At 36.9% G+C, this 13,133-nt stretch carries 12 protein-coding genes; 9 read left to right on the plus strand and 3 right to left on the minus strand.

Annotated elements, in window-relative coordinates:
- The first annotated feature begins 91 nt into the window (after nt 1-91).
- On the plus strand, nt 92-289 hold the full coding sequence (tlp, locus tag ACUXEY_RS00485) for a small acid-soluble spore protein Tlp (RefSeq protein ID WP_002172888.1): 198 nt from the start codon (nt 92-94) through the stop codon (nt 287-289).
- A gap of 28 nt (nt 290-317) precedes the next feature.
- Here tlp and ACUXEY_RS00490 read toward each other — a convergent pair whose 3' ends face one another.
- Complete coding sequence (locus ACUXEY_RS00490; protein WP_166703977.1) at nt 318-1,610, minus strand: glycosyl hydrolase family 18 protein; 1,293 nt, start codon at nt 1,608-1,610, stop codon at nt 318-320.
- 109 nt (nt 1,611-1,719) lie between these two features.
- Between ACUXEY_RS00490 and ACUXEY_RS00495 the strand changes: the two genes are divergently transcribed.
- On the plus strand, nt 1,720-2,139 hold the full coding sequence (locus tag ACUXEY_RS00495; protein WP_000495807.1) for an acyl-CoA thioesterase: 420 nt from the start codon (nt 1,720-1,722) through the stop codon (nt 2,137-2,139).
- A 26-nt stretch (nt 2,140-2,165) separates the two neighbouring features.
- On the opposite strand, the gene ACUXEY_RS00500 is transcribed toward ACUXEY_RS00495, so the two are convergent.
- Together ACUXEY_RS00500 and plsY are read right to left on the minus strand one after the other, a co-directional pair.
- Nucleotides 2,166-2,456, minus strand: coding sequence for a HesB/YadR/YfhF family protein (locus ACUXEY_RS00500; protein ID WP_001054449.1), 291 nt, complete (start codon nt 2,454-2,456; stop codon nt 2,166-2,168).
- A gap of 108 nt (nt 2,457-2,564) precedes the next feature.
- Nucleotides 2,565-3,161, minus strand: a complete 597-nt coding sequence (gene plsY, locus ACUXEY_RS00505; RefSeq protein ID WP_000258967.1) for a glycerol-3-phosphate 1-O-acyltransferase PlsY — start codon at nt 3,159-3,161, stop codon at nt 2,565-2,567.
- Between the two features lie 225 nt (nt 3,162-3,386).
- On the opposite strand from plsY, the gene ACUXEY_RS00510 reads away from it, so the two are divergent.
- From ACUXEY_RS00510 to parC, 7 genes are all read left to right on the plus strand, one after another.
- Nucleotides 3,387-5,243, plus strand: coding sequence for an anaerobic ribonucleoside triphosphate reductase (locus ACUXEY_RS00510; protein ID WP_461299810.1), 1,857 nt, complete (start codon nt 3,387-3,389; stop codon nt 5,241-5,243).
- The gene (gene nrdG / locus ACUXEY_RS00515) at nt 5,240-5,692 is read left to right on the plus strand and encodes an anaerobic ribonucleoside-triphosphate reductase activating protein (protein ID WP_001994666.1); all 453 of its coding nucleotides are present in this window, start codon (nt 5,240-5,242) and stop codon (nt 5,690-5,692) included. Before ACUXEY_RS00510 ends, nrdG begins: the two co-directional genes overlap by 4 nt.
- An 18-nt stretch (nt 5,693-5,710) precedes the next feature.
- A complete protein-coding gene (locus ACUXEY_RS00520) occupies nt 5,711-6,388 on the plus strand; it encodes a response regulator transcription factor (protein WP_001044683.1) in 678 nt (225 codons plus the stop codon).
- Between the two features lie 202 nt (nt 6,389-6,590).
- Entirely contained in the window at nt 6,591-7,832 is a 1,242-nt protein-coding gene (locus ACUXEY_RS00525) for a S1C family serine protease (RefSeq protein WP_166703974.1), read from the plus strand.
- A 79-nt stretch (nt 7,833-7,911) separates the two neighbouring features.
- On the plus strand, nt 7,912-8,325 hold the full coding sequence (locus ACUXEY_RS00530) for a CoA-binding protein (RefSeq protein ID WP_461299811.1): 414 nt from the start codon (nt 7,912-7,914) through the stop codon (nt 8,323-8,325).
- A gap of 376 nt (nt 8,326-8,701) precedes the next feature.
- The gene (gene parE / locus ACUXEY_RS00535) at nt 8,702-10,666 is read left to right on the plus strand and encodes a DNA topoisomerase IV subunit B (protein WP_353768512.1); all 1,965 of its coding nucleotides are present in this window, start codon (nt 8,702-8,704) and stop codon (nt 10,664-10,666) included.
- A 1-nt stretch (nt 10,667) separates the two neighbouring features.
- Nucleotides 10,668-13,091 carry a DNA topoisomerase IV subunit A gene (gene parC / locus ACUXEY_RS00540; RefSeq protein WP_429603156.1) on the plus strand — a complete coding sequence of 808 codons (2,424 nt, stop codon included), beginning with the start codon at nt 10,668-10,670 and terminating at the stop codon, nt 13,089-13,091.
- The last annotated feature ends 42 nt before the right edge of the window (nt 13,092-13,133 follow it).

Below are 13,133 nucleotides of genomic sequence, written 5' to 3' on the forward strand. Positions count from 1 at the left end.
AGAATATTGTATTCTCCTTTTTTATGTATAAATTTGGGGGAAGATAGGTAATTTAAGATGGTGTGTATATACAATATTAGGAGGGAAGTACATGCCAAATCCAGATAATCGAAGTGACAACGCTGAAAAGTTACAAGAAATGGTGCAAAATACAATTGATAATTTTAATGAAGCAAAAGAAACAGCAGAACTTTCTAATGAAAAAGATCGTGCTGCTATTGAAGCGAAAAATCAAAGACGTTTAGAGAGTATTGATTCATTAAAAAGTGAAATAAAAGATGAGTCTTAATAGAACGTATAAAAAAGGCCGACAAAAGTCAGGCCTTTTTTGTAATCGTAAAATTTTCAACGAGTAAACGCCAATTTTGCGGGAATGGTAAACCGATCTTCCAGTAGCTAATGCCACCAATGCCTTGTTCTTTCATTAAATTGAATTTACTTTGAATAGACCGTGAATCTTCAAACCAAACTTCGTGTTGTACGCCGTTTTCGTCAAAGTAATTAAAATGTGGAGCTTGAGCTGTGAAATCATAGCGGATAGGAACATTGTATTTACGAGCTAGCGCAACAGCTGCAACAGAGCTAATTGCTTTTGCAGGCGGATTGCCTTGTTTGAACGGTAGTTTCCAATCAAATCCGTATAAATTTTGTCCCATCATAATCTTTTGGGGAGGCATTTGAGATTTTGCGTATTGAAGTACTTCTTTGACAGGACCGATAGGTGAAATCGCCATCGGAGGCCCGCCCTGCCAACCCCAGTCGTATGTCATAATGACGACGAAATCAACAATTTGTCCTTGCGCTTTATAATCGTGAGCTTCAAAAAATTTTCCCTTTTGATTGGAACTTGTTTTCGGTACAAGCGTTGTACTCAATGTGTATCCGTTAGGTAAGCGTGTTTTTACATTTCGTAAAAAACGATTATACGCTTCGCGGTCTTCTGGTGCTACACTCTCGAAATCAAAATGAATGTCTCGCATACCGTATTTCTCAGCTGTTTGCAAAATGTTTGTAATAAATTTGTTTTGAATTGTTGCGTCCCGTAAAATAACTGATGTCAGATCGGCACTGAAATTTCCATTTTCGATGTTCGTAATAACGAGCATAGGAATGGTGTTGCCTTGCGTTGCAATATTAGCGATTTTAGCTGTTTCCGTTGGTTCTTTTAACGTACCATCTCTTTTTGCCTCGAAACTGAAGTAAGCTAAATATGTTAAAAATGGATTAATGGCACGTGTAGCATTAACTAAACTTTCTTTAATAGGTATAGTTGAAGGTTGTAAATAAGCGATGGATTCTACTGCTCGTTTCGTCCCTTTCGGTATATATAATTGCTGTCCAACGTGGAGAATGGATTTTAAAGATAAGTTATTCACTTTAGCTAAACTAGCGAGAGGAACGTTATATGTTTGAGAGATTCGATACAGACTATCACCAGGCTGTACATAATAATTATTCCCTTTCGTATTCACAATAAGTGCCTGACCAACAACGAGTGTTTCAGCTGGATTTAGTCCATTGTCTTTTACTATTTCGTCAGGTGTGGATCCGTATTTTGATGCCAAGCTATATACGCTATCCCCGCTACGAACAGTTACAATTTGAATCATGTGTTTGCTCCTTTCGGTAAAAGATTCACTGTTTTTATTTTATTTTTGATTCCGCTGTATTATGATTAAATGTATGCAAGGTAGCAGAAGTGAAAGAAGGCGAATACATATGTTTGTAGCAGAACATGAAGTTGAAATCCGTTATGCGGAAACAGATCAAATGGGTGTTGTTTACCATTCAAATTATTTAGTGTGGCTTGAACTAGGCCGTACGAAACTTATACAAGATTTAGGGTTTTCATATGTTGAAATGGAGAAAGAGGGCATTATTTCTCCTGTGTTAGACTTGCAAATTTCATATCGTAAAGCGATGCGTTACGGTGAAAAGGCAATTGTGAAAACGTGGGTGGACACTGTGAGCCCGCTTCGTGTTGTATATGGATATGAAATTTATAATGGCGATGGAGACCTTTGTATTACTGCGAGTACGACGAATATTTGTGCGAAAAAAGAAGGATTCAGGCCCGTATCATTTAAAAAGTTCTATCCTGAGTGGTATGCGAAATATGAGGAAATTAAGAAAAAATAAAAAAGCGTGGCATCTGCCACGCTTTTTTATTTTTCATAATTAAATTGAGGGAAATCATCACCGTCGTTAAATGTAACAGATAAATTATGTCCATCGAAGAACCACTCATCATCGCCTTCAATAAAGAAGTTAATACCTTCTTCTTGAGTTTGAACAGCAGGATGTGCAGGATCATCTTTACGAATACCTAAAGAAAGTCCCTTTTGCACCGTACTGCAACCGCCGTATTGTACGAAAAGGCGTAGTGTTTCACCCGATTGTAAGTTTAATTCGTTTTTATACCATTGTGCTGCTTCTTTTGTTACGGAAAGATTCATGTATAGTTCCTCCAAATTATGTTGCTTTTTCTTTAGTATAAAAAATAACGCAAAAAGACGCTATTAATATGCTTCACGTTTTCTTTTTGCGTTATGTGGGTTACGATCTTATTTTTGCTTTTTTGAAAAGTTTGCTTTCGGTTCAGTTTTATTTATAATTCGTCCGATATTTGCACGGTGTTTATAAATAACCATACCTGCTAATAAACACATCGCAATAATGAAGATTTTATCCCCGCTAACAATTGATGCAATAACAGCAACGACGGCTGTTACCATAGAAGAAAGTGATACGTATCTTGTTGTAAATAAAAGGCTGAAAAAGACAACAGCTAATATTGCAAAAACAACTGGTGAGTAGCATAATAGCACGCCAGCAGAAGTTGCAACTGCTTTACCACCACGGAATTTCGCGAAAATCGGATACACATGTCCAAGAACAGCTGCTAATCCGAACCATAGTGGGTGAACATCTAATCCGAAAATAATCGGTAGACTTGTTGCTAATGTACCTTTTAAAATGTCAGCAATTGTAACGATAAAACCTGCTTTTTTCCCTAGTGTGCGGAATGTATTTGTTCCGCCTAGATTACCGCTTCCGTGCTCACGAATGTCAATTCCATAACCAATCTTTCCAACGACTAGTGCAAATGGAATCGAGCCAAGTAAGTAGGCAACGATAAATAAAAGATATGTAGTAACCATAAGTTCAGTCTCCTTTATTCAAATGTGTTGATAAAGGGTAAAAAGAGTTTTTCCCGTATATTGTACCATACATTTGTAAAGAGCACATTTCTTTTTTGTAAATGAAAAATTCATTATTTCGTGAAAAAAATTTCACAGGAATGTTACATTTCTCACAGAAACAATCAGACTATATGTAGTAACATTTTAATCAAAAGACAACAACATATTGGTGGAGGGTTATGAATGTTACAAAAAAATACACGTGGAGAAGAATTAATGAGAGTGTTTGAGACGATTGTCCACGGCAATGAACAGGATTTAATGCAAGAAAATGCAAATGTAGATGGCCGCTCTCCGATGGGAGTAATGGGAACGTTCGCATCTGAGAGTGCGAAATATTACGCTGTTGAAAATTTATTGTCAGATCAAGTGAAAAAAGCGATAAATCAAAATATATTATATCCACATGACTTAGACTTTTATGCGACGGGAACGACGACTTGTTCGCAAATTCCGTTAGCGCAAATGCTTGCGAACGGTTTTCATACCGGACATGGGCATATGAGACAACCGCAAGACATTAAAAGTGCATTGGCTCTTTCATCTATTATTTTTCAAGCGAATCAAAATATGCAGCACGGTGGTCAATCGTTTGCACTCTTTGATATTGATTTAGCTCCGTATGTGAGAAAAACAGTAGCGAGACATAAGGAACGATTGCAGTCATATCCGCTTACGAAAGAACAAATAGAAGAATTTGCATGGAAAGAAACAGAAAATGATACGTATCAGGCGTGTGAAGCTTTCATTCATAATTCAAATAGTATGCACAGTAGGGGCGGGGGGCAAGTACCGTTTATTTCTATTAATTATGGAACAGACACATCAAAAGAGGGACGGTTATTAGTTAGACAGCTTTTAAAAGCGACACAAGCTGGTCTTGGTAAAGGGGAAACACCAATTTTTCCGATTCAAATTTTTAAAATGAAAAAAGGTGTGAACTTTGAAGAATGCGATCCGAACTACGATTTATTTGAATTAGCGTTAGAGACAACGGCTGAACGATTATTCCCTAACTTTTCATTTTTAGATGCGCCATTTAATGCTGTGCATTATGATGGACGACCGGAAAGTGAAGTATGTTACATGGGATGTCGTACTCGTGTTATGTCTAACATACATGGAGAAGAAACGGCGATTGGAAGAGGGAATTTATCATTTACGTCTATTAATTTAGTGAAATTAGCGTTAATTAGTGGTTCAAAAGAAGCGTTTTTTGAAGCGTTAAATTATTACTTAGACTTAGGAATCCAGCAATTATTAGAGAGATTTGAGTATCAATGTACGAAACGAGCAAGAGATTTTCGATTTTTATACTCACAAGGTGTATGGCGCGGTGGCGAAAAGTTACAGCCTGAAGATTCTGTAGCATCCATTTTAAAGCAAGGGACGTTAAGTATTGGTTTTATCGGTCTTGCGGAGTGTTTAGTAGCTTTAACAGGAAAGCATCATGGAGAAGATGAAGAATCATGGAGACTCGGGTATGAAATTATTTCCTTTATGAGGGATAGAATGGACAAAGCGACAGAAGAACATGAACTGAATTTCTCGGTAATTGCAACTCCTGCAGAAGGGTTATCAGGGAAGTTTGTGAAAAAAGATAGGGAAGAATTTGGCGTGATTAGCGGTATAACGAACCATAATTATTATACGAATTCATTCCATATCCCAGTTTATTATAACATGCAAGCGATAAATAAAATTCGTTTAGAAGGACCTTTCCACGCTCTATGTAACGGGGGACATATTACGTATATTGAACTAGACGGAGCAGCAATGCATAACAAACAGGCGTTAAAACAAATTGTGCAAGCGATGGCAGAACATGGCGTTGGATACGGTTCTATTAATCATCCTGTTGACCGTTGTAAGTGCTGTAGTTATCACGGAGTTATTGGAAATGAATGTCCGAGCTGCGGAAATGAAGATGAGGCTAATATAGAAAGAATTCGCCGTATAACAGGTTATCTTGTAGGAGATATGTCGAAGTGGAATAGTGCGAAACGTAGTGAAGAGATGGATCGGGTGAAACATAAATGAAAGTGATGAACATTATTCATGATAGTGTAGTAGATGGAGAAGGGTTGCGGACAGTCGTGTTTTTTGCGGGCTGTCCGCATCGTTGTTTCGGTTGCCATAATCCGAAATCATGGAATATTTGTAATGGAACTGAAATGGCAGTAGAAGAAATTGTGAAAGAGATTGCAAGTAATCCATTAACTGATGTAACATTTTCAGGTGGAGATCCATTTTTCCAAGCTGCTGAAGTGAAAAAAGTAGCAAAAGCAGTGAAAGATATGAAAAAAAATTTATGGATGTATACAGGTTATACGTTAGAAGAGATACAGAGTTCTCAAAATAATGATATGATAGAGTTGTTACATTATGGGGATGTTTTAGTCGATGGAAGATTTGAAATCGAGAAAAAAGATTTAACACTTCCATTTCGCGGAAGCTCCAATCAACGTATTATTCGATTGAAAGAGTAAAAAGGCGGGATAGATTATATGAATAAAACAGTATTACTTGTCGAAGATGAAAGAAGATTACGTGAAATCGTTAGCGATTATTTTCGTAATGAAGGTTTTGAAGTAATCGAAGCGGAAGACGGAAAAAAAGCGCTAGAATTATTTGCAGAGCATGAAATTGATTTAATTATGTTAGATATTATGTTACCAGAAATAGATGGATGGTCTGTTTGTAGACGAATTCGAAAAGAATCAGCAGTACCAATTATTATGCTCACAGCACGTTCGGATGAGGATGATACATTACTAGGATTTGAATTAGGTGCAGATGAATATGTAACGAAACCTTTCAGCCCGAAAGTGTTAGTAGCTCGCGCGAAGACGTTACTGAAACGTGCGGATGGCGTGGTAGGGGTAGCGGAAGAAAATGCTATGTCTTTAGCTGGAATAGAAGTGAATCGTCTATCTAGAACTGTTTTAGTAGATGGAGAAGAAATTATATTGACGCATAAAGAGTTTGAACTTCTTGTTTATTTAATGGAGAACAAAGGAATTGTGTTGTCACGTCAACATTTATTAGATCAGTTATGGGGATATGATTACTATGGAGATGACCGAACGGTTGATACTCATATTAAAAAATTACGAAACAAACTAGGAGATAAAGCGAAGCATATCGGTACTGTTATTCGAGTTGGTTATAAGTTTGAAGAATAATTGTAACGAATTGTGTACCTTAGCCTAGGGAAATGTCGATTTTATATCCTCTTTTGCAGGTAGAATGTACAAAAAATACATTTCTTGTCTACAATGTTAGATAAGAGTATTTTTTTAATTGGATTTCACGATGAGTTCACAAGAAGGACACAAAACGTGACTATACTGAAAATACGAATTCACCAGAGAGGGGAAATAAAACATGGGATATTACGACGGACCGAATTTAAATGAAGAGCATAGTGAAACGAGAGAAGTGAGAAAATCAGGTAGTAAAAAAGGTTATTTTTTCACAGGTTTAGTCGGAGCGGTAGTTGGAGCTGTCACAATTAGTTTTGCGGCACCTTATATGCCATGGGCTCAAAATAATGGAGCGGCTGTATCATCATTTAGTTCGGATTCAAAAGTTGAAGGTACTGTAGTTCCTGTTGTCAATAAAGCAAAAAATGAAACTGATTTACCTGGTATGATTGAAGGCGCGAAAGATGTTGTTGTAGGTGTGATTAATATGCAACAAAGTATTGATCCATTTGCAATGCAACCGACAGGCCAAGAACAACAAGCTGGTTCAGGATCAGGTGTTATTTATAAAAAAGCAGGAAATAAAGCATATATTGTAACAAACAACCATGTAGTAGATGGAGCGAATAAACTTGCTGTAAAATTAAGTGATGGCAAAAAAGTAGATGCAAAACTTGTAGGGAAAGACCCTTGGTTAGATTTAGCTGTTGTAGAAATTGATGGATCTAACGTAAATAAAGTTGCCACTTTAGGTGATTCAAGTAAACTCCGTGCGGGTGAAAAAGCAATTGCAATTGGTAACCCACTAGGGTTTGATGGAAGTGTAACAGAAGGTATTATTAGTAGTAAAGAACGTGAAATTCCGGTTGATATTGATGGGGATAAACGCCCAGATTGGCAAGCACAAGTTATTCAAACAGATGCAGCGATTAACCCTGGTAACAGTGGTGGTGCGTTATTTAACCAAAACGGTGAAATAATTGGGATTAATTCAAGTAAAATTGCACAACAAGAAGTTGAAGGAATTGGATTTGCTATTCCAATTAATATCGCAAAGCCAGTTATTGAATCACTTGAAAAAGACGGAGTAGTAAAACGTCCAGCTCTTGGAGTAGGTGTCGTTTCGTTAGAAGATGTGCAAGCTTATGCAGTCAATCAATTGAAAGTACCGAAAGAAGTAACGAACGGTGTTGTATTAGGTAAAATTTACCCAATATCACCTGCAGAAAAAGCTGGTTTAGAGCAATATGATATTGTAGTAGCATTAGATAATCAAAAAGTAGAAAACTCACTTCAATTCCGTAAATATTTATATGAAAAGAAAAAAGTAGGCGAGAAAGTAGAAGTGACTTTCTATCGTAACGGTCAAAAAATGACGAAATCGGCTACTTTAGCAGATAACTCAGCTACAAAGAATCAATAATCGGAATAAAAGAAAGTCTCTTTCATGTTGAAAGAGACTTTCTTTATCGGCTATACTAAAGGAATAGGAGGGATTAATTATGATGATTGAAAACCCAACTCGTACGGAAATTGGTGAAGTGTTAAAGAAAAGCAAAACAATTGCAGTTGTTGGATTGTCGGATAAACCAGAACGTACATCGTATATGGTTTCAAAAGCAATGCAAGATGCTGGGTATCGCATTATTCCAGTAAACCCAACAGTAGATGAGGTGCTAGGAGAAAAAGCAGTTTCTTCACTAAAAGATATTAAGGAACATGTTGACATTGTAAATGTATTCCGCCGTTCAGAATTTTTAATGGATATTGCGAAAGAGTTTGTAGAGATTGATGCAGATGTTTTTTGGGCACAATTAGGAGTACAAGATGAAGATACATACAAACTTTTAAAAGAAAAAGACTATACTGTTATTATGGATCGTTGTATAAAAGTAGAACATGCAATGACAAGATAGTATAGATTGTAAAGGTAGAAAGATTGCTTCAGCCCTCGTTATAGATAAGTAGGGCCGATGAACGAGGTGTTCATCATGAGATTTTTTAAAGGCTGTTTTTGGGGATTGTTACTTGTAATCCCGTTTTGGATCTTGATCATTTGGATCATAATAAAGGTTTGGAATGTATAATCTTGGAATACATATCCATTTCTCGTTGACAAACGATTATTTTTCTGAAATAGTAGCCTAGAGGAATCCTTGTGAAAAAACAAGGATTTTTCTATTGAAAATGGTATATAAAAGAGATAAGATAACTTGCCAAAACTATAGTCGAGGCGTTATTCTATAATAGAAACATATGTTCTGATTTTGGATTAGGAAAGGGGCAAGGAGTTTGGCAAAGCATCAGTTCCAATATAATGAAGATGCGATTCAAGTGTTAGAAGGACTTGAAGCCGTTCGAAAACGCCCGGGTATGTATATCGGGAGCACGGACAGCCGTGGATTGCATCATTTAGTATATGAAATAGTAGATAACTCCGTTGATGAAGCGTTAGCGGGATTTGGCGACGAAATTTCTGTCGTAATACATAAAGATAATAGTATTAGCGTTATAGATAAAGGGCGAGGAATGCCTACGGGGATGCATAAACTTGGGAAACCTACACCTGAAGTTATTTTAACTGTACTTCATGCTGGTGGTAAGTTTGGACAAGGTGGTTACAAAACGAGTGGTGGTTTACACGGTGTTGGGGCATCAGTTGTAAACGCCTTATCAGAATGGTTAGTCGTAACGATTAAGCGTGACGGAAATATTTATGAACAACGCTTTGAAAATGGCGGTGTTCCTGTAACGACGCTTGAGAAAATCGGAAAGACGAAAGAATCTGGTACGACAATGCATTTCAAACCAGATACAACAATTTTCAGCACGACAAATTACAATTATGAAACATTATGTGAAAGATTACGTGAATCTGCATTTTTATTAAAAGGGATGAAAATCTCAATAAAAGATGAGAGAAATGATTTAGAAGATGTGTTTCATTATGAAACAGGGATTGAAGCTTTCGTTTCATACTTAAACGAAGAAAAAGATTCAATCCATCCGGTTGTATATTTCACTGGTGAACAAAATGGAATTGAGGCAGAGCTAGCATTTCAATTTAACGATGGCTACTCAGAAAATATTTTGTCGTTCGTAAATAACGTACGTACAAAAGATGGTGGAACACATGAAGCTGGATTTAAAACAGCAATGACTCGTGTGTTCAATGAGTATGCTCGTAAAGTTTCACTATTGAAAGAAAAAGATAAAAACTTAGAAGGTACAGATATTCGTGAAGGTGTAGCTGCTATCGTTTCTGTACGTGTACCAGAAGAAGTACTTCAGTTTGAAGGACAAACGAAGGGGAAACTAGGTACAAGTGAAGCTCGTTCTTCAATTGATGCCATTGTATCAGAGCATTTAGCTTACTTTTTAGAAGAAAATCCGGACGTAGCTACACTTCTTGTGAGAAAAGCAATTAAAGCAGCGCAAGCGCGTGAAGCCGCTCGTAAAGCGAGAGAGGAAGCACGTACTGGTAAAAAGAAAAAGAAATCAGAAGGTACATTAAGTGGTAAGTTAACACCTGCACAATCACGTAACCCGCAGAAAAATGAACTATACCTAGTAGAGGGTGACTCTGCCGGTGGTTCTGCGAAACAAGGTCGAGATCGACGTTTCCAAGCTGTATTACCATTACGTGGTAAAGTAATTAATACAGAAAAAGCAAAGCTTGCTGATATCTTTAAAAATGAAGAGATTAATACAATCATTTATGCGATTGGCGGCGGTGTAGGAAATGAATTTGATGTTGAAGATATTAACTACGATAAAGTTGTAATTATGACCGATGCCGATACGGATGGAGCTCATATTCAAGTATTGTTATTAACGTTCTTCTACAGATATATGAAGCCACTTATCGAAGCCGGTAAAGTGTTTATCGCACTTCCTCCTTTATACAAAGTAAGTAAAGGAAAAGGTAAGAGTGAGGTAATTGAATACGCTTGGTCAGATGAGGAATTAGACGGTGTAACGAAAAAAGTTGGAAAAGGCTATATGTTACAACGTTATAAAGGACTTGGTGAAATGAATGCGGATCAATTATGGGAAACAACAATGAATCCTGAAACGCGTACATTAATTCGCGTGAAAATTGATGATGCAGCAAGAGCAGAGCGTCGTGTTACAACATTAATGGGCGATAAAGTAGAACCGCGCCGTAAATGGATTGAACGTAATGTACAGTTTGGTATGCAAGAAGAAGGAAATATTTTAGAAAATGAAATGATTATGGAGACGGAGGTGGAATAACATGCAAGCAGAGAAGTTTCATGACCTCCCGCTTGAAGACGTGTTAGGTGATCGCTTTGCACGTTATAGTAAATATATTATTCAAGATCGCGCGCTTCCAGATGCGCGTGATGGCTTAAAACCAGTACAAAGACGTATTTTATACTCTATGTATGTAGAAGGAAACGTACATGATAAAGCGTTCCGGAAGTCAGCTAAAACAGTCGGTAACGTTATTGGTAATTATCATCCGCACGGTGATTCCTCTGTATATGAAGCAATGGTACGCTTAAGCCAAACTTGGAAAGTACGTAATGTTTTAGTTGAAATGCATGGTAATAACGGTAGTGTTGATGGGGATCCAGCGGCAGCGATGCGTTATACGGAAGCTCGTTTATCACCAATCGCATCTGAATTATTACGTGATCTTGATAAAGAAACAGTTGAATTTGTGTCAAACTTTGATGATACGAGTGAAGAACCGGTTGTATTACCAGCAGCGTTCCCGAATTTATTAGTGAACGGATCTACAGGGATTTCCGCTGGTTATGCAACAGAAATTCCTCCGCATCATCTTGGAGAAGTTATTGACGCTACAATGATGCGTATTGATAAGCCAAATAGTACTGTTGATGATTTATTAACAGTTATGAAAGGACCAGATTTCCCAACAGGCGGTATTATTCAGGGGATTGATGGTATTAAAAAGGCGTATGAAACAGGTAAAGGTAAAATTATTATTCGCGGAAAAGCAGAAGTTGAAACAGTGCGCGGTGGGAAACAACAAATTGTAATCACTGAAATTCCTTACGAAGTGAATAAGGCAAACCTTGTAAAGAAAATGGATGAATTACGTCTAGATAAAAAGTTAGATGGTATTGCTGAAGTGCGTGATGAGACAGATCGTACTGGTTTACGAATTGTTGTTGAATTAAAGAAAGAAGCAAACGCCGAAGGTATTTTAAATTATTTATATAAAAATACAGATTTGCAAATTCCATATAACTTTAATATGGTAGCGATTAATAATCGTCGTCCAACACTTATGACATTACCGAAAATTTTGGATGCTTATATTGGACATCAAAAAGAGGTTATTACGAGACGTTCGCAATATGAATTAAGAAAAGCAGAAAATCGTCAACATATTGTAGAAGGTTTAAAGAAAGCATTATCGATTTTAGACCAAGTAATCGAGACAATTCGAGCTTCAAAAGATAAACGTAATGCGAAAGATAATTTAAGTGCAAAATTTGACTTTACAGAAGCGCAGGCGGAAGCAATTGTTTCCTTGCAATTATATCGCTTAACGAATACAGACATTACTGCGTTACAAGAAGAAGCAGATGAGCTTAATAAGAAAATTCTAGAGCTACAGTCAATTTTACAAAGTGAAAAAAGATTACTTCAAGTCATTAAAACTGATTTGAAGAGAGTTAAGAAAACATATAGTGATGATCGTCGTGCTATTATTGAAGAACAAATTGAAGAAATTAAAATAGACGTAGAAGTGATGATTCCACAAGAAGATGTCATCGTTACTGTAACGAAAGAAGGATATGTGAAACGTACTGGATGGCGCTCACATAATGCATCAAACGGCAAAGACTTCGGTATGAAAGAGGGTGACATCTTACTTGAACGATTCGATACGAATACGACTGAAACAGTTCTTTTATTCACAAGTAAAGGAAACTATATATATCTTCCAGTATACGAAATGCCAGATATTCGTTGGAAAGATTTAGGTCAGCACGTTGCAAATATCGTTTCACTCGACCGAGATGAAACAATCATTTGGGCAACGGTTGTACCGAACTTTGAGGAAGAAAAACGATTTATCGTATTTGTAACACGAAATGGTATGATAAAGAAAACAGAATTAAATCAATATAAAGTTCAGCGTTATTCAAGGGCATTCGTTGCTGTAAACTTGAAAAAAGATGATGAAGTTGTCGATATATTTGCGACAGATGGAACGAGTGATATTGTTCTTGCTACACACGGTGCATATGCACTTATTTTCCATGAAGATGAAGTAAGTCCAGTCGGTGTAAGAGCTGCTGGTGTGAAAGCAATTAATTTAAAAGAAGATGACTATGTCGCTTCTGGTAAACCGTTAAATGGTGACAAAGATCAACTTATACTCGTAACACAGCGGGGTGCTGTAAAACGTCTAAAAGCATCAGAAATTGAAAAATCAACGAGGGCGAAACGAGGTCTTGTTATTTTCAAAGAATTAAAACGTAATCCGTACCGCATTGTCGGTATTGAAATTGTTCGGGATGATGAATTAGTTTACATGAAGACAGAGAAAAACATTGTAGAAGAGATTGATCCGAAAGCGTATCGAAATAAAGATCGGTATAGTAACGGTAGCCTAGTGCTAGATGTTAATGATACTGGTGAAGTAGTAGAAACGTGGACGAAAAAACGACCGGAGTAAAAAAAGCATCTTGCTATGAATAATAGCAAGATGCTTTTTTCT

The organism is Bacillus sp. F9_6S_D1_P_5 (genome assembly GCF_054823925.1).

Excerpts from the sequence above, each read along its gene's own strand:
- ACUXEY_RS00490 (WP_166703977.1), bottom strand. The coding sequence starts at position 1,610 with ATGATTCAAATTGTAACTGTTCGTAGCGGGGATAGCGTATATAGCTTG.
- ACUXEY_RS00525 (WP_166703974.1), top strand. The coding sequence starts at position 6,591 with ATGGGATATTACGACGGACCGAATTTAAATGAAGAGCATAGTGAAACG.
- nrdG (WP_001994666.1), top strand. The coding sequence starts at position 5,240 with ATGAAAGTGATGAACATTATTCATGATAGTGTAGTAGATGGAGAAGGG.
- ACUXEY_RS00500 (WP_001054449.1), bottom strand. The coding sequence starts at position 2,456 with ATGAATCTTTCCGTAACAAAAGAAGCAGCACAATGGTATAAAAACGAA.
- ACUXEY_RS00510 (WP_461299810.1), top strand. The coding sequence starts at position 3,387 with ATGTTACAAAAAAATACACGTGGAGAAGAATTAATGAGAGTGTTTGAG.
- tlp (WP_002172888.1), top strand. The coding sequence starts at position 92 with ATGCCAAATCCAGATAATCGAAGTGACAACGCTGAAAAGTTACAAGAA.
- ACUXEY_RS00520 (WP_001044683.1), top strand. The coding sequence starts at position 5,711 with ATGAATAAAACAGTATTACTTGTCGAAGATGAAAGAAGATTACGTGAA.
- plsY (WP_000258967.1), bottom strand. The coding sequence starts at position 3,161 with ATGGTTACTACATATCTTTTATTTATCGTTGCCTACTTACTTGGCTCG.
- ACUXEY_RS00530 (WP_461299811.1), top strand. The coding sequence starts at position 7,912 with ATGATGATTGAAAACCCAACTCGTACGGAAATTGGTGAAGTGTTAAAG.
- parC (WP_429603156.1), top strand. The coding sequence starts at position 10,668 with ATGCAAGCAGAGAAGTTTCATGACCTCCCGCTTGAAGACGTGTTAGGT.
- ACUXEY_RS00495 (WP_000495807.1), top strand. The coding sequence starts at position 1,720 with ATGTTTGTAGCAGAACATGAAGTTGAAATCCGTTATGCGGAAACAGAT.